General features: G+C 58.8%; 14 protein-coding genes. 3 read left to right on the forward strand and 11 right to left on the reverse strand.

Translation table 11 applies throughout. From position 1 onward, the window contains the following. Position 1: 1 nt before the first annotated feature. From FHT86_RS32875 to FHT86_RS32915, 9 genes are all read right to left on the reverse strand, one after another. Complete coding sequence (locus tag FHT86_RS32875; protein ID WP_133711109.1) at positions 2 to 1,357, reverse strand: LLM class flavin-dependent oxidoreductase; 1,356 nt, start codon at positions 1,355 to 1,357, stop codon at positions 2 to 4. 215 nt (positions 1,358 to 1,572) lie between these two features. Then, complete coding sequence (gene dhaL / locus FHT86_RS32880) at positions 1,573 to 2,229, reverse strand: dihydroxyacetone kinase subunit DhaL (RefSeq protein ID WP_133711110.1); 657 nt, start codon at positions 2,227 to 2,229, stop codon at positions 1,573 to 1,575. 61 nt (positions 2,230 to 2,290) lie between these two features. Then, on the reverse strand, positions 2,291 to 4,387 hold the full coding sequence (locus tag FHT86_RS32885) for a bifunctional sugar-binding transcriptional regulator/dihydroxyacetone kinase subunit DhaK (protein ID WP_133711111.1): 2,097 nt from the start codon (positions 4,385 to 4,387) through the stop codon (positions 2,291 to 2,293). A 155-nt stretch (positions 4,388 to 4,542) separates the two neighbouring features. Then, entirely contained in the window at positions 4,543 to 5,193 is a 651-nt protein-coding gene (dhaL, locus tag FHT86_RS32890) for a dihydroxyacetone kinase subunit DhaL (RefSeq protein WP_133711112.1), read from the reverse strand. A gap of 17 nt (positions 5,194 to 5,210) precedes the next feature. Beyond that, positions 5,211 to 6,203, reverse strand: a complete 993-nt coding sequence (locus FHT86_RS32895) for a dihydroxyacetone kinase subunit DhaK (protein ID WP_133711113.1) — start codon at positions 6,201 to 6,203, stop codon at positions 5,211 to 5,213. A gap of 22 nt (positions 6,204 to 6,225) precedes the next feature. Continuing rightward, the gene (locus FHT86_RS32900; protein WP_133711114.1) at positions 6,226 to 6,996 is read right to left on the reverse strand and encodes an SDR family oxidoreductase; all 771 of its coding nucleotides are present in this window, start codon (positions 6,994 to 6,996) and stop codon (positions 6,226 to 6,228) included. Between the two features lie 58 nt (positions 6,997 to 7,054). Beyond that, positions 7,055 to 8,041, reverse strand: a complete 987-nt coding sequence (locus FHT86_RS32905; protein ID WP_133711115.1) for a substrate-binding domain-containing protein — start codon at positions 8,039 to 8,041, stop codon at positions 7,055 to 7,057. Between the two features lie 92 nt (positions 8,042 to 8,133). Further along, positions 8,134 to 9,216: an ABC transporter permease gene (locus FHT86_RS32910; RefSeq protein ID WP_246779775.1), complete on the reverse strand. Its 1,083-nt coding sequence runs from the start codon at positions 9,214 to 9,216 to the stop codon at positions 8,134 to 8,136. Beyond that, a complete protein-coding gene (locus tag FHT86_RS32915) occupies positions 9,185 to 10,663 on the reverse strand; it encodes a sugar ABC transporter ATP-binding protein (RefSeq protein ID WP_133711117.1) in 1,479 nt (492 codons plus the stop codon). The genes FHT86_RS32910 and FHT86_RS32915 overlap by 32 nt, the downstream gene beginning before the upstream one ends. A gap of 894 nt (positions 10,664 to 11,557) precedes the next feature. On the opposite strand from FHT86_RS32915, the gene FHT86_RS32920 reads away from it, so the two are divergent. The 3 genes from FHT86_RS32920 (at position 11,558) to FHT86_RS32930 (ending at position 13,884) form a co-directional block, all read left to right on the forward strand. Then, on the forward strand, positions 11,558 to 12,466 hold the full coding sequence (locus FHT86_RS32920) for a hypothetical protein (RefSeq protein WP_133711118.1): 909 nt from the start codon (positions 11,558 to 11,560) through the stop codon (positions 12,464 to 12,466). A gap of 137 nt (positions 12,467 to 12,603) precedes the next feature. Continuing rightward, positions 12,604 to 13,413 (forward strand): mechanosensitive ion channel family protein, encoded by an 810-nt coding sequence (locus FHT86_RS32925; protein ID WP_133711119.1) that lies wholly within the window; start codon positions 12,604 to 12,606, stop codon positions 13,411 to 13,413. 129 nt (positions 13,414 to 13,542) lie between these two features. Beyond that, positions 13,543 to 13,884: a DUF2934 domain-containing protein gene (locus FHT86_RS32930; RefSeq protein ID WP_133711120.1), complete on the forward strand. Its 342-nt coding sequence runs from the start codon at positions 13,543 to 13,545 to the stop codon at positions 13,882 to 13,884. Here the strand turns inward: FHT86_RS32930 and FHT86_RS32935 are convergent. Both FHT86_RS32935 and FHT86_RS32940 read right to left on the reverse strand, forming a co-directional pair. After that, positions 13,881 to 15,689 carry a diguanylate cyclase gene (locus FHT86_RS32935; RefSeq protein WP_133711121.1) on the reverse strand — a complete coding sequence of 603 codons (1,809 nt, stop codon included), beginning with the start codon at positions 15,687 to 15,689 and terminating at the stop codon, positions 13,881 to 13,883. The genes FHT86_RS32930 and FHT86_RS32935 overlap by 4 nt on opposite strands. Before the next feature lie 189 nt (positions 15,690 to 15,878). Then, complete coding sequence (locus FHT86_RS32940; RefSeq protein ID WP_133711122.1) at positions 15,879 to 16,157, reverse strand: hypothetical protein; 279 nt, start codon at positions 16,155 to 16,157, stop codon at positions 15,879 to 15,881. Positions 16,158 to 16,172: the final 15 nt, after the last annotated feature.

Below are 16,172 nucleotides of genomic sequence, written 5' to 3' on the forward strand. Positions count from 1 at the left end.
CCTATTCGGCAGCAACGGCCGCATGGGCCGGATGTTGCGGCACGCGCAGGCCGAGATTTTCCCGCAGCGTCTTGCCTTCGTATTCGCTGCGGAAAAGGCCGCGGCGGCGGAGCTCAGGCAGAACGTGCTCGACGAAATCGTAGAGACCTGCCGGCAGATGCGGTGGCATGACGTTGAAGCCGTCGGCGGCGCCGGTCTTGAACCATTCTTCCATCTGGTCGGCTATCTGCACCGGTGTTCCGACGATCTGCCAGTGGCCGCGGGCGCCGGCGATACGCAGATAGAGCTGGCGGATAGTCAGATTTTCACGGCGGGCAAGATCGAGAAGGAGCTTCTGCCGGCTCTTGCTGGCGTTCGTCTCCGGCAGGTCCGGAACAGGGCCGTCGATGGGATATTGCGAAAGATCGACCCCGCCGGACATGCCGGCGAGCAGGGAGAGACCGACAACGGGATGGATAAGACCCTGGATCTGCTCGAATTTCTCCCGCGCTTCCGCCTCCGTGCGGCCGACAACGGGAAAGATGCCCGGCATGATCTTGAGGTCATCCGGACGGCGGCCATATTTCGCAAGGCGCCCCTTGAGGTCGGCGTAGAAGGCCTTCGCATCGCCGATGGTCTGATGGGCCGTGAAAACGACTTCGGCAGTGCGGGCCGCGAGCTCCTTGCCGGGATCGGAGGAACCCGCCTGCACCAGCACGGGATGACCTTGCGGCGCACGCGCGACATTCAGAGGACCGCGGACCTTGAAGTGCTTGCCCTTGTGGTTGAGGATGTGCTGCTTCTCCGGATCGAAATAGATCCCGCTCTGCTTGTCGCGCGGAAAAGCGTCTTCCTCCCAGGTATCCCAGAGACCGCGCACGACGTCGGCGAACTCCTCGGCCCGCTCATATCGTTCGGCATGGGCGTAGTGCTCGTCCCGCCCGAAATTGTGAGCTTCGTGGTCGCTGGAGGAGGTGACGAGATTCCATCCAGCGCGTCCGCCGCTGATATGGTCAAGCGAGGCGAATTTACGGGCGATGTGATAGGGTTCGTTGAAAGAGGTCGAGGCTGTTGCGACGAAACCGATATTCTTGGTGACGGCGGCAAGAGCCGACAGCAGGGTGATCGGCTCGAACTGCGCTACATAGCGAGTGGCTGTGCGATGCAGGGCTTCCGTGTCTGTGCCACGTGTACCGACGCCGTCCGCCATGAAGATGAGATCGAATTTTGCCGCCTCGGCAATCTGCGCAAGCTCGACATAATGCGCAAAATTCGAACCGGCGTCGGCCTGCGCATCGGGATGACGCCATGCGGCGATATGGTGGCCGGTCGGATAAAGGAAAGCTCCAAGCTTTAGCTGGCGTTGTCTGCCGGTCATCATTCTCTCCTCGATAGCTGTGAGGAGAGGCTAGCAGCAAATACTATAATCTATAGAAATTATATTCTATTTATGAGAACCGCTTCGGATTTTGTCGCTTCTGGCAAGGCCGATCGCGCGGACAACTTTCCGACCTGGTCATTGCGGCCGGCTGGCACGCAATCGGGCCGCCCGGACCTCCCCGTCTGCAAAAACCTGAAGCGCGCCGACCTGGACTATTCGTCCACCCCGTGTTCAATCAGGGCGTCTCTCATGGCGCGCAAAATAATGACCGCCGAAGCTGCACCCGGATCCATATGGCCGAGCGATCTTTCACCAAGACGTGCTGCCCTTCCACGGGTCGCGACCATGGATCGCGTGGAGTTCGCACCCGCCTCGGCAGCGTCCAGAATGCCGTCCCACATTTCCGATAGGCCGGCAGCGCGCGCCCGCGCGCCGACGGCCGCCTCGGTTGCGGGAATCCAGGCATCCAGCATCGTCTTGTCGCCGCGTTGCCCCTTGCCGCGCTCCTTGATGCCCGCCGTGATGGCCTCGACTATCGCGGCTTGGCCGGCGGGCGAAAGGCTTTCCTCCTGCTTCAGGGCCTGTGCCGCTCGTCGGAATGCAGTGGCATAAAGCGGCCCCGTGGACGCTCCGACAGCATCGAGAAAGGCTGTCGCCGCGACCGTGAACACGTCAGACGGAAGCATGTGGTCGAGGTCGAGCTTCGCCAGCTCTCCGTTTACCGCCTGGAAACCGAGCGCCATGGTAATCCCATGATCGGCATCGCCAATGGCGCCGTCCAGATCCGAGAGATGATCCTTCTCTGCCGCAATCGCAATGGATATGCGATGAAACATCCTGCTAAGGCGGCGCGCCGCATTTTCCGACATCGTTGTCCTCCCAATTCGAGCAGGATGCGGCCCATGTCAGCCGGGCGCATCTCTCACATTTTCAGTTCGTGATCCGCAGGAAAGCGGTATCGCAGGGATGATGCAGCAATTCCGCCAGCTCCTGATCGAGATGCAGAATCGTTATTGATGCGCCAACCATGTCAAGCGAAGTGCAGTAGTGCCCCACCCAATTTGCCTCTATCCTGATACCTTTCGCACTCAGCCGCTGTTCGACACGCCTGAAGAGAATATAGAGCTCCATCAGAGGCGTTCCCCCGAAGGAATTGACCAGCACCGCAACACGATCGCCCGCCACAGCCTTCATCTCGGCAAATATCCGGTCCATGACGATGTCGACCACCGCATCGGCGGTCATCATCTTTTCGCGCATCACGCCGGGTTCGCCGTGTATACCCATCCCGATTTCGATATCATCGGGACCCATTTCGAAATTATGGCGACGGGTCTGCGGGAGCGAACTTGGTTCCAAAGCGACGCCCATCGTAAATGTCCGCGCATTCGCCTTGCGTGTCGCGGCCTCGCAAGCATCGAGCGACAGGCCACGGTCGCAGGCGGCGCCTGCGATCTTGAAAATGAAGAAGTTGCCGGCAACGCCGCGGCGGCCGTCTCTGTCCTCCCGCGGCGACGAGGCAATATCATCCGTCGTGACGACTGTGCGGACCTCGATATTGTCCTCGGCGGCCATTTCAGCAGCCATTTCGAAATTCATGACGTCGCCGGCATAGTTGCCGTAGACAAAAAGCACACCGTTGCCGCCGGACGCCGCCTTCGCGCATTGCAGGATCGGGCCAGGCGGAGGCGACGAGAAGATATTCCCTACGGCGACGGCATCCGCGAGACCCTTGCCGACGTAGCCGAGGAACGCAGGCTCATGTCCTGTGCCGCCGCCAATCACCAGGCCGACCTTTCCGGGCCTCGGGCCCATGCGAGCGACAAGTGCGCGGTGGGCGCTGTCGATCGGGGTAATATAGGCGGCGTGCGCCTTCACCACGCCGTCGAGCATTTCCTCGACAACATCGTCCGGATCGTTCAGGAACTTCTTGATATGGGTGCGGACAGCGCTCGGCAGCGGCACGATGTCGGTCTTCGGGCGCTGGGAAAGTTTCTGATCGACCTCGGTAACGCCGTCGGCGTTGAGGATACCGCGACCGGTGGCGGCATCGGTGATGAGGACATTGACGTAGCCGCCGCGAAGCGCGGCAAGGATTGCCGGAACCTTGTCGAACCCGCCGGCAACGGCAATACGCAAGCCGATCCTCTTCAGCATGTCGAGCGATATCCCGATCGTCCGCTCGTCAAGCGGCCCAGCGACCGGGTGCCCTTGCCCATCGATAAAACGCCCGGCGACGACGCCTGCGGCATCCTTCGCCAGATATTGCTGCAGGGATACCGACTCGAAAAATCCACTGGTGTGGATGGTTGAATTCGGGCGCATCGAAGCGATGCCGAAAATCACCTTGTTGGCCTGCGAGAGCGCCGCAAATTGGCTTTCGATCAGAGGCTCGCGCAACAGGATATCCCGAACCTCCGAAGCGGAAACGATGGCGGGGGCGGCGATGTTGATCAGCTTCGCATCGACGGCGCCGGCAAAGGCGGCCGCGCAAAGCTCCGGCGTATAACCGAACGTTGCGCTGGTTCCACCCGTTGCCTGTACCACCGTCATATCCTGCAGGCCTGCGATCGATGCATGCTCGCCGACAGCCATGACCGTGCGACCCCAGACGACCGCCAGTGTGTCGCCGGATTTCAAAATTCGTTGCAGCGCCTGCGCGCCTGCGACGCCCAAACGATCGATGAGCGGACGGCTATTGTCGTCGCTCGGCACGACAAGACAGTCCTGCAACCCGAAATGCCGCTTCAATTCCTGGGCAATCGTCAGGGAACTAAGCCGGGACGGCTCAATGGAAATATTGACGATGCCGCGCGCGCGCGCATCCGCGAGATAGCTGTTGACCGTCGCTCGGGAGATACCCATCGTCTCGGCGATATCGCCCTGCGTCATGCCGTCTTCGTAATAGAGCCAGCACGCCCAGACATAAGGGTCATCGCCGAAACGCAGCGGAATAGGCTCTGCCGCTTCGGCGGTGCCGCCTCGCGCAATCCCATTCTTTCGTGCCGATGATGTCTTGGCGGTCATGCTGTCCGGTTTCCCTTTATCCACAATCGACCGCGAAGATGAGCGTAAAGGCTGCAGTTTTCAACGTATGTCTACGCACTATGATTTCCGGCCGCCGAAGCGGCCGGAAAGGTGATGCTTGGGAGGATCATGGGCTCTCACCAAAGCCCATAAACTCATGCTGCCGGCGTAAGCCTGGCGTCGATGCCAAGCGCGAGCGCTTTGAGGATCAGCGCACAGGATGTCGCTCCGGCATCGAGGACGCCGATCGAGCGCTCGCCCAGCCGGCTCGCCCGGCCGATTTTGGCCACCAGATCGCGGGTGCTGTCGCGCCCCGCCTCAGCGGCGATGACCAGAGCCTTCAGCGATTCCGAGAACGGCTTCCCATCGCGATTGGCGGCGTCGAACGCCGTTATCGCGGGCACAAGCGTATCGAGAAGGGTCTTGTCGCCAACCTTTGCCGAACCGATGGCCTGGATACCCTCGAGACCGCTATGCAGCATTGCACTGAAAGTTGCCGCATCGATGGCCGGAACCTTTTCGATCGTTTCAGCGAACTGGGTGAACATGACGCCGTAGAGCGGCCCCATGGAGCCGCCGATTTCGGTCATCAGCACGGTGCCCAACGTATCAAGTGCAGCGGCCAATGACATGTCATTGCCCTTGATCCTCTCTGCCGCCATGCCGAAACCCTTGGCCATGTTGACGCCATGATCGCCGTCGCCGATCTTGCCATCGATCTCGCTGAGATAGGCACGGTTCTCGATGATCTGGTCTGCCAGAGAAAGAACGATATCTCCCGAGGAGGCATTTTGAAAAGTCTGCATCTCGTCTGTCTCTCCCATCAAAGCATGGCCGGGCACTGAACATCGACATCCAGCAACCGCTTCAGCTCCTCGTCGAGCGCCATCACGGTGAGCGTCGCACCCACCATTTCAAGCGAGGTGAAGTAGTTACCGATATAGGTTTTGTAGATCTTCAGACCGCGGCCGGTGATTTCGGATTCGATCGTGTCATGGAGAATATAGAGCTCGTTGAGAGGCGTGGCGCCTAGACCGGACACGATCACCGCGACTTCGGTTCCGGCGGAAAGATTATGGTCGTCGAGAACGATCTTCGTCATATCGCGCGCAACCTCGCTCGCCGATTTCAGCGGCTCCACCCGCACGCCCGGCTCGCCATGGTGGCCGATGCCGACCTCCATCGTCCCAGGCTCGATCGAGAAGTTCGGATGCCCGACGGCCGGTAGGGTGCAGGGACCAAGGCCGACGCCGATGGAGCGGCAATTGTCGATCGCCCGCTGCGCGATTGCCTGCACCTCCTCGATGCCAGCTCCCTCCCCGGCTTTTGCGCCGGCGCATTTCCACATGAAAATCTCGCCGGCAACGCCGCGGCGCTTCTCTCGCTCGTCCGGCCCTGCTGAGCATACGTCGTCATTGGCGACGACCGTCTCGATGGTGATGCCTTCTTTCGCTGCAAGCTTGATCGCCATCTTCACGTTCATGTTGTCGCCGGCATAGTTGCCATAGAGGCAGACCACGCCTTTGCCGCCATCCGCCTCCCGCGCCGCGTCGAGAAAGCTCTTGGCGGTCGGCGACGAAAAGAGCTCGCCGACGGCAACCGCATCGAGCATGTTGCGTCCGGTATAGCCGATAAAAGCAGGCTCATGGCCGGAGCCACCGCCTGTGATAACGCCGACCTTGCCGGCAACCGGCGCATGCCGCGCGGCGATTACGCGGGGATTGCTGCCGAGCCGAACGATATCCGCATGCGCCTTGACGAAGCCCTTGACCGTATCTTCGACGACCTCGTCCGGATTGTTGATGAACCGCTGCATTGTTGCTCCTATTTTCCGCGCGTCAGACAATGGTGTAACCGCCATCGATAAGAAGGTCCGCACCGTTGATCATGTCGGCGCCGTTCGAGGCAAGAAACACCGCTGCCGCCGCTATCTCTTCCGGAAAGGCGAAGCGGCCGGTTGGAATGCGCTGCTTCAGCGCTTCCCCACGTGGGCCGTCCCAGGCCTTCCTGCCCAAGTCGGTCAGAACGACGGTTGGAGAAATCGTATTGACGGTAATACCGTGTTTTCCCCATTCGGCGGCGAGTGTCTTGGAAAGGCCGATGACACCGAATTTCGATGCGCAGTAGGCAGCATGTTGGTCGATGGCGACGGTACCGGCCTGCGAAGCCATGTTGATGATTTTCCCGCCTTTGCCGGCTTTAATCAGCCGCCGTCCGGCAGCTTGGGAGACCAGGAACGTTCCCTTGAGATTAATGGCGATGGTCTTGTCCCAGGCGTCGAGGCTAAGATCCTCCGCGGGTGCCAGCATGACCACGCCGGCGCTGTTGACGACGATGTCGATGTGTCCGAAAGCGGCTTCGGCCGAAGCGATCACATTTTCAACCGATTGCGGATCGGATACATCGCAGACGAAAGATTTCGCGCCATTGCCGAGTTCGTCGGCCTTGGACTTCGCGACCGATTCATTGATATCGATCACGCCGACAGCGGCACCCTTGGCAGCGAATGCCGATGCTATGGCGCTGCCGATGCCGGAGGCCCCGCCGGTGACCAGAGCGACCTTGCCGCTCAGCGAAAAATTCAGATCAATCTGTTTTGAATCAGTCATGACTTTCTTCCCGACCTGTAAGGATTGGGGGTGGGCATCAGCCCACCCCACGGATGGATTATTTGCGCGTCGCAAGAAGCTGATCGACGTTTTGTGCCGTAACCGGGGTCCACGGTACATTATAGTTCTTGTCCTTGCCGTCGTTCCACGGCATGTCCTTGTAAGTCGTCCAGATATCCGACTCCGGCTTGTAGTTGCCATGCTTCGCCTGGTAGATGGCAAGGTCAAGCGCGCCCTGCGCCTGCGCCCGCGCATCCTGCAGGATCGATGTCATTTCGCCGGCCTTGACGGCGCGCAACGCGTCGGTAACACCATCGATACCACCAATGGCGAAGCTCTTGACGTCAAGTCCAGCCGACTTGATCGCCTCGATCGCACCCAAAGCCATTTCGTCGTTCTGACCGATTATGCCATTGATCTGGTTCGGATGGGCCGTCAACCAGTTTTCCATCAGCGTCTGGGCTTCCGCACGCGACCAGTTCGCCGTCTGGTCTTCGAGAACCTTGACATTCGGGCACTCGGCAAGCGCCTTCTTGTTACCTTGCAGACGCTGGATCTGTGCGGACTGGCCGACAGGACCTTCCAGGATGACCACATTGCCCTTGCAGCCGATCTTGTCGAGAACGGCCTTGGCTTCCATGTAGCCGGAGATCGTGTCGTCGGAACCGACATAGGACGTGAGCTGATCGGAATTGACGCGCGTATTCGAGCCGATCACCGGAATGCCGGCATCGACGGCCGATTGTACGGCGGCCGCGCCAGCATCGACATCGATCGGCGCGAAGATGATCGCATCGTATTTCTGCGTGATCATCGTCTTGAACTGATCCTGCTGGACCAGCGCATCATAGCGGCCGTCGAAAACTGTCAACTCGACTTCGCCGCTCTTGACCGCCGGATGGTCCTGGAGCGCCGCCGCCCAGATCTGCATGAACTCAGCGTTCAAACCGTAGGGCGCGGCACCAATCTTGATCTTCTCCTGCGCTACGGCCGATGAAGCCAGCAGCGCGGTTGCCGACGCAAGCGCAATCAAAAGTTTCTTCATTTCATTTCCTCCACCTTGGGTTTAGGCTGCCGGCATGGCTTGCCTTTGAGACGGGTCGGCAACGCGCCAGCCCCGAATTTCTGCGTCGGAGCTTAGGCTCCAAAATTCCGTTTCTGGTCGAGCATCACAGCACCGACGATCAGAGCGCCTTTCAGCACCTGCTGGTAGTAGGACTGGATTCCCATGAGATCGAGACCGTTGTTCATGACACCGATGATCAATGCGCCGATCAATGTTCCCGTGACGCGACCAACGCCTCCGGAAAGGCTGGTTCCGCCGATCACCACCGCCGCGATCGCATCCAGTTCATAGGCAACGCCCGCCTGCGGCAGCGCGGACCCTGTGCGGGCGCTGAGCAGCATTCCGGCAATGCCGGCAAGGCCGCCAGAGATGACGTAGACGATGAAGCGGATGCGGGTGGTGTTGATGCCCGAGGTCTTTGCGGCATGTGGATTGCCGCCGACAGCGTAGATATAGCGGCCGAAGCGGGTCCGGTTGAGGATCCACCACGAAACGGCGAACACGACGGCGAGGATGATCACCGGCGCTGGTATATTGAGGAAGTCGCCGGTGCCGATCCAGCGGAAAGCTGGTGTAAGCGCCGGAACCGGGCGGCCTTCGCCATAGATGAGCGTCAGACCGCGTGCCGCTGAAAGCATGCCAAGCGTTGCCACGAAGGCCGGCACCGAGAAGCGCGAGACGATCACACCCGATACCGCACCGCAGGCAATGCCGACCAGCAGGCCGATACCGAGGTCGACGACGACCGGATAAGGCGCGCCGACGATGCCCGCCGTTGCGGATGTCGTCGCAAAACTGGCACTGACGATACCGGCCAGCGCCACGACCGATCCGACGGACAAATCGATACCGCGCGTCAGGATCACGAAGGTCATGCCGATGGCCAGAACCCCATTTATCGAGGTCTGCAGCAGGATGTTCGAAATGTTGCCCGCGGTCAGGAAGTACTCGTTCGAAAAGGCGAGAACGCCGACCAGCAGCAGGAAGGCCAGGAAGATGCCGTATTCCTGAATCAGCAGCCGTCGTTGGTCTGAACCGAACCAACTGCCCGCACTCTTATTGTCATTTTCGCTAACTGACACCACTAGCTCCTCTGTTGCCGAAGGATTGCTCCGACCCTCGTCAGGTCGATAGGTGGACGAGTGATTGGGCATCCGTCTCCTCCCGGCTATAAATCCCGGCACTCCTGCCGGCGCGCATCACCATGATGCGGTCGGACATGCCGAGAACTTCGTCGATTTCCGATGAGATCATCACGACGGTTCCGCCGGCTTCGGCGAAGTCGCAGATGATGCGATAGATTTCGCGCTTTGCGCCGACATCGACGCCGCGCGTCGGTTCGTCCAGCAGCAGCACCTTCGGATTGCGCAGAAACCACTTGCCGAGCACGACTTTCTGCTGATTGCCACCCGAAAGGCCTGAAACCGGCATGGTGTCCTGCGCCGCCTTGATCTGGAATTGCTCCCGCATCCGGCGACTCGCCTCCACTTCGCCCGGCCGGTTCATCGCAAAAGCCGGGCTCAGCTCAGGCAGGCTTGCCATGCAGATGTTCGCCCGCACCGAGTCCGACAGATTGAGCCCGGTCTGCTTTCGGTCCTCCGTGACGAGCGCCAGCCCGTGCGCCATCGCTTCCGCAGGCTTCGTAATGGAAACCCCGGCGCCGTCGATCGTGATTTGACCCGCCGAAGGCTTGTCGAGACCGAAAAGGCAATTGAAGATCTCCGTTCTCCCGGACCCCATGAGGCCGTAGATGCCGAAAATCTCGCCTTTGCGGACGGAGAAGGAAATGTCCTCAATCTTGTTCGGGCAGGTGAGCGCAGCGACCTCCAGACCGACTTGCGCCGTCGGCGCGTTCGTCTTGACATATTCCTCGGCCAGCTCGCGCCCCACGATCATGCGGATGAGATCGGGCCGCTCAATATCCGCCAGCGCGCCGCTGCCTACAAAGGCGCCGTCTCGAAAGACCGTATAGGAGTCGGCGATCTGGAAGATTTCCGACAGGCGGTGCGAGACATAGACGATGCCGCGCCCCTGCGCCTGCAGGCGCCGGATGGCCGCAAACAAATGCTGCGCCTCCCGCTCGCCGATCGCCGAGGTCGGCTCATCCATGAAGATGACCTCGGCGTCGTGGCTGAGCGCCTTTGCGATCTCTACGAGCTGCATTTGCGCAACGGACAGGTTCATCATGTACTGCGTGGCGCGGATATCGAATTCGAGATCGTCCAAGAGCTTCTGCGCAGCGCGGTTCATGCTGCGAAAATCGATGCCACCAAAACGGGTCGACGGCTCGCGACCGAGATAGATGTTTTCCGCAACGCTCATGTGAGGAACAGGGCTGAGCTCCTGCTCGATGATCGCAATGCCTGAGGCCAGCGCATCGGCGGGACCAGCAAACTCCACTTCCTTGCCACGCCGACGGATGGAACCGGCGTCGCGGTTGTGTATGCCCATCAGAATTTTGAGAAAGGTCGATTTGCCGGCACCGTTGCCGCCGCAGAGGGCGTGAACCGAGCCGGCGCGCAATTGAAAGCGACCCTCGCGCAAAGCGGCAACACCGCCAAAGGACTTCTTCAGCCCTTCCACCTCCAGCAAAAATTCCACCTGCTCTCCTCCGCAATGCACTCGGCAATCCTGATGACGGATGCCGATCGACGTCGCGGGCCTCTGCCTCGATGTCGATTTCTGACATTATTCGATTACGAGTCGACAAATGTCAAGTGACGGGCGATTACTAATATGGCCCCCATGGTTCGAGCTCAGATCGCCCCGCCGTAAAACAGGTGAAAGGCGACGATCTTCGGCATTCGCCGGACAGGCGAATGATCAAAGAAAATCGGTACGGTACGGTGATATTTTGCTTGGTACTTTGACCGGATCACCCGTCGGAACTTCCGGTCGATCGAAAGCGCTAGTACATATTGGCGACTATTTGGACGCCTTGGCATGTGGCAATGATTCAGTGGAATTCGGGGCGGTACTGAGTCGAAGAATTTCACGGAGCCACAAGGCGGACAGATGACTGCCTTGTGGCAGACTGAATGAGGAGAACTCGTCGCTAACCGCCAGAAAGCTGCGAGTTCTTTTCATGTCGTGCGCCGCGCGACGGCCGAAAGGCTTTGTCTTCCAACTAGCGATCAATCTGCCAGAGCCGCACGTCTGCCCATCGACGGCAACTGTTGGCCCTTGGTCATGTCACCGGGTCGGGAACACAGTCGGCGGCGCTTTCGCTGCAGATTTCCGGAGTAGAAAGAAGTCGTAGCGCAAGTCCGCGATTGTGACTTCCTCAACACCCAAATTGCGATCTTCGATATAATCCATTGCTTTCCAATTGGATTTTCCGCTGACGGAACAAAGGTCCATAGCCCGCGTTCACCCGCTACACATATCAACGCAGTCGGAGGTCTTATCATGGGTCGCGGTATTCTTCTTTGGCTTCTCGGCATCCCTTTGCCGATCGTCATCCTTCTTGTCCTCTTCATGCGATAGGAGGCGATGATGTCCGTCTCTATGAACAGGCCCGAAGGCTCAGTGGCTCCGGTCGAGTCAGCCAATTCCGCGATTTCCTGGGGTCCCATTATAGGCGGTGCTGTCGCAGCCACGGGGATCACTCTTATTCTGCTTTTGCTGGGCTCAGGCGTTGGCCTTACTATGGTGTCGCCTTGGTCAGCTCAGAGCGCGTCAGCAGGCTCGATCGGCATTACTGCAGCGATCTGGCTGGTGGTCGTGCAGTGGTTGTCGTCGGCGTTCGGCGGCTACCTCACGGGCCGGCTTCGCACAAAATGGGCCGCCGTCCATACCGATGAGGTCTTCTTTCGCGACACGGCTCATGGCTTTATGAGCTGGGCACTGGCGACTATCTTCGTTGCTGGTTTTCTGGCGTCATCGCTCACATCGCTGGCAGGAGCCGGTGCACAGGCCGTCAGCACCGCCGCTACAACCGCGAGTGTCGCCGGAACGGCGGCTGCCGCTTCTTCCGGCGCGCCGGCCGCCGATCTCTCCACCTCGTATTTCACCGATGTGCTGCTTCGTCCCGAACAGAACCGCACGAGAGCTACTGCCGACGAAAATGCTTCGGCTGCAGAGATTTCACGCATATTGCTCAATAGCGTGGCGCAAGGCGAGGTTTCTGACGACGACAAGAATTATCTTGCAACTGTCGTCGCATCGAGAACAGGCCTATCCGACGCAGATGCCAAGGCGCGTGTTGATGTCGTATTGAAGCGGATCGACGATGCCAAGGCGGCCGCACAAAAAGCCGCGGATCAAGCGCGCAAGGCGGCAGTCACGACGACCTTGCTCGGCTCTCTGTCGCTGATCATTGGTGCGTTCATTGCCTCTGCGGCAGCCGCTCTTGGCGGACGGCAGCGTGATGAGGAAGAAGATCTCATCAGAACTCGACTGTAACATCGCCATCTTCAATACCGATCGGGATGCTTGGCTCTATCTAGGCAGAAATTGCAACATCTTCGTTGAAAAAGGCTTCAACGAACTATTTCAGATCAAATTATAATCGCCATTGTCTTAGAAGGATTGCTTTTCCGATGGAGAATCAACCGGTCAACCTTATCCTTGCCGCGCGCGCCGCCTTCAGCCAAGCAGCGGCGCTTGTTGTACAATACAGCTTCTCCATCCTCGGCGCCGTCATTCTTCTCATTGCCGGCTGGATTCTATCGGGAGTGTTCAGCCGGTGGGCTTATAAAGGCCTATCGAAAATACATGGGATCGATGAGACGCTTGCCCGTTTTTTCGAAAACGTCCTGCATTACAGTATTCTCATCTTTGTCTTTGTCGCTGTGCTGGCACAGTTCGGTATTCAGACGGCGTCGATCGTTGCTGCTCTCGGCGCTGCCGGCTTGGCAATCGGCTTGGCTTTGCAAGGCACGCTTCAAAACATCGCAGCCGGTATCATGCTTCTGGTGCTCAGACCGCTGCGTGTGGGTGAGTATATCCAGACCGCCAACGTCGAAGGGATCATTGTCGAGATAGGTTTGTTCGCAACCGAAATGAAAACAGCGGACGGCCTCTACCTGATGGCTCCCAATTCCACGCTCTGGAATACACCGATCACAAATCACAGCCGCGAAGTAAGCCGGCGTCAGCAACTGTCGGTCGCCGTCGGCAATGATGTCGACATCGACGCTGTGACGCAGACGCTCCTCGAGCTTGTAAAGTCGGACGAACGTGTGCGAAAGGATCCGCCGCCCCACGTCTATTCGGACGATCTTACCGCCGACAAGACGGTATTAGTGATCGAATATTGGGCAAAAACGAGGGATTGGTCGGAGACGCGCCACGCCACGATCGAGCGGCTGAGACGAGGCCTTGCTGCCAAAGGCATCATGCTCAAGTAAATCGCTGAGGGCGTTTGCATGAGGTCATGACATGCCGCTGCAGGAATTTTGAATCGAAGCGCAAAAGGTAGGCGCGACCACGGAACATACTCCCCTTACGTCGATTGATAAGCGAATAGGAGATGAGCCATGGCAGATAACATACCAACCAGTTCGCGAACAACCGATGAGTCACAAGCGGCAAAGCCAGAAACGCGAGACCTCGAAAAGGAAATCAGAGAACGGGCATATGCCATCTGGGAAAACGAAGGCAGACAAGAAGGTCGAGATCTCGAGCATTGGGAACGTGCAAAAAGACAGATCAGCGGTGAGTTCCACTTTGAGGAAACCGAGATCGAGGGCGACGATGAGCCAAAGTACGATGCGCTGAGGGAAGCAGTCGGCGAACATACCGGTTCATTTCCGGCAAAAAGCGATCTTGAATACGCGGGAGCAACCGTTGAGCGACGACACCGCCGCAATCATCTTTAGCTCGATCGCAGCTTCATAGCTCGTTCATCGGATGCGGCAGCGGCGGAAACTAATCTGTTTCGTCCATGAGCTTTTGCCTCGAGCAAGGCCGCATCGGCTCGCTGTAAGAGTGTGGCTACCGACCCGGCGATTGGTGATGATGCGATTCCTATCGAAATGGAAACCGCGCCGAGGACACGCCCGCGATAGGCCAAGGGCGTTGCGAAGACAATCGACCGGAGCTGTTCGCCCAACTGAAGGCCCTCTTCTTCATTGGCTCCAGGCAAAAGCACTGTGAACTCCTCGCCCCCGAAGCGATAGGCTATTCCAGCATTGCCCACTGTGTCGAGCATGATCTGGGCCACGTATCGCATGACTTCATCGCCTGCGTCGTGCCCATGTTCGTCGTTGAAGCGCTTGAAGTGATCGATGTCGATCATCATGCAGACAAGGGGCTTGTTCGCTTCTTCTCTGGAATAGAGGTTTAAGGCCTCATCGAGTGAGCGCCGGTTGAAAAGGCCGGTCAACGCGTCGCGGACCGCAAGATTCGTAAGCTTGTCGCGAAGCTGCAGATTGGCGATCGCAAGGCCGACATTCTCGGCGATGAGCTCGAGGTAGAGACGCGATGTCTCGGAGGCTGCCTCTGATTGATCGCGTTCTTCGAGATAAAGCAGACCAATCGCATCGCCTTGAGCGGTCAGCGGCACGCACAAGCCCGCGACTTCCTTCACATCGAGATGCTGGCAGGCAATATCGTGATGGGTCGCATCACTGACGTGCGGTCGTCCGCGGCGAAGGCCCCAGCAGGCGCTTGCAGGAAAGAATAGCTCAGAACGACGCGGATCGAGCCAGCTACTGAACCGCGTCAGCATCGTCCGGCTCTCGTTCATAACATAGAGGTGGCCGGAAAAATGCGGAAAGATCTGCGGCACAAACAGTGCAACAACCGCAGCCAATTCATGTTGGGCCTGGCAGGCTTGCAGCCTGTGCATCATCTGCAGGATCAAATCTTTCGTCTGCTGATCTCGCCGTCGCTCAGCATCGAGCCGCTCACGTTCGATCCCGTTTTCCCGGAAAATGTGGATCGCTTCATTCATCTCGCCGATTTCGTCGCGCCGGCGATCGAGTGGGACCTCGACTTCATAATCCTGCTTTGCAAGCCTGTTTACGATCCCGGTCATGCGCATAAGCGGTACGGCGACGCGGCGCTTCAGCACAAAATAGAGGACGCCCAGGAAAACCGCGGCGGTGAGAGCCAGCAGCGTCTTTGCGGTGGAACTCCAAAAATCGCTGCTCGACTGCGCGTCGTTCATCGCAGTTTCCATACGCGCCGCAGTCGATTCCCGAAAGCGTGCAACCGCGTCGAGGAGAGCCGTCTGAAGGCGCTCATGATCGGGCCCGAATAAGGTTTGCCGGGCACCCTGTTGATCTCCGCTGCGATAGGCCGCCACAGCCGCCTCTTCGACTTTGTCCAAAGCTTCGGCATCGGCTTGGATTTCGTCGAGCGTTGCCAATTCGGAGGCAGACGCGCCAAGCGCGCGGACCTTCCCGATCGCGGTTTCGCGCCGGCGTTCTTCTCCTTCCTTACCCTGGAAAGTTTGAAGATGCCGGTCTTCCCCCCTCATTACATAGAGACGCGCTTCGTCCGTCGTTTCTTCCGCCCCAAGGGCAAGTTCCTCCCCCAGATCATCAAGAGCCAGATGCTCCTGAACCGTTATCCTCTCCTGAGTGGCGCTATATGCCGAAAGGATGAAGGCGGCACCCGACAAAACGGTCAGAAGCACCGTGATGCCATACGCCCAGTTTGTAATTGTGCTTATTCGCATATTCGGAAAATAGGCTTTCCTGATTTAGAGACAATTAACGGTTAGGAGCGGCTGAGGCCAGTCTCTCCATCAGCGCGTGGCCTCAGCCGAAAGCCTCGTTTCGCAGCAAGCCGGAATCGCAAACAGCGTCGGCCCGACGGCTAGAGCTGCCGGATTCTTCTCGGCCATGTCCACACACAATGCCATTCTTCAGGATGATTTGCCGACGGCCTCCGCATATTCGGCAAATGTCCTGGTTTTCCCTTGACCCGAGTCCTCATTGGCGAGGAGCAGCAGGCGGATGGGGAAGAGCATCGCCTTTTGGTTGGCTTCTGAAAGGCCGCGGGCTTCGCAGTTGACGCCGTGCTGTGCACGTTCCAAAGCCTGCTGCATCTCGCCACGAGAAACGATGCCGCTGTCGACAAGAAGGGCATTGATTGAAGCGATCGCGGTGACGAGACCTTCGAGTTGGAGGTTGGCGGTGTTCAAAGTTCGACTCCTTCG

The sequence above is a fragment of the Rhizobium sp. BK313 genome (assembly GCF_014193655.1).
Taxonomy (GTDB): Bacteria; Pseudomonadota; Alphaproteobacteria; order Rhizobiales; family Rhizobiaceae; genus Rhizobium.

Coding starts and splice junctions, on each gene's coding strand:
- FHT86_RS32925 (WP_133711119.1), top strand. CDS start 12,604: ATGGAGAATCAACCGGTCAACCTTATCCTTGCCGCGCGCGCCGCCTTC.
- FHT86_RS32885 (WP_133711111.1), bottom strand. CDS start 4,387: ATGACCGCCAAGACATCATCGGCACGAAAGAATGGGATTGCGCGAGGC.
- FHT86_RS32875 (WP_133711109.1), bottom strand. CDS start 1,357: ATGACCGGCAGACAACGCCAGCTAAAGCTTGGAGCTTTCCTTTATCCG.
- FHT86_RS32895 (WP_133711113.1), bottom strand. CDS start 6,203: ATGCAGCGGTTCATCAACAATCCGGACGAGGTCGTCGAAGATACGGTC.
- FHT86_RS32920 (WP_133711118.1), top strand. CDS start 11,558: ATGTCCGTCTCTATGAACAGGCCCGAAGGCTCAGTGGCTCCGGTCGAG.
- FHT86_RS32930 (WP_133711120.1), top strand. CDS start 13,543: ATGGCAGATAACATACCAACCAGTTCGCGAACAACCGATGAGTCACAA.
- FHT86_RS32905 (WP_133711115.1), bottom strand. CDS start 8,041: ATGAAGAAACTTTTGATTGCGCTTGCGTCGGCAACCGCGCTGCTGGCT.
- FHT86_RS32935 (WP_133711121.1), bottom strand. CDS start 15,689: ATGCGAATAAGCACAATTACAAACTGGGCGTATGGCATCACGGTGCTT.
- FHT86_RS32910 (WP_246779775.1), bottom strand. CDS start 9,216: ATGCCCAATCACTCGTCCACCTATCGACCTGACGAGGGTCGGAGCAAT.
- dhaL (WP_133711110.1), bottom strand. CDS start 2,229: ATGTCGGAAAATGCGGCGCGCCGCCTTAGCAGGATGTTTCATCGCATA.
- dhaL (WP_133711112.1), bottom strand. CDS start 5,193: ATGCAGACTTTTCAAAATGCCTCCTCGGGAGATATCGTTCTTTCTCTG.
- FHT86_RS32900 (WP_133711114.1), bottom strand. CDS start 6,996: ATGACTGATTCAAAACAGATTGATCTGAATTTTTCGCTGAGCGGCAAG.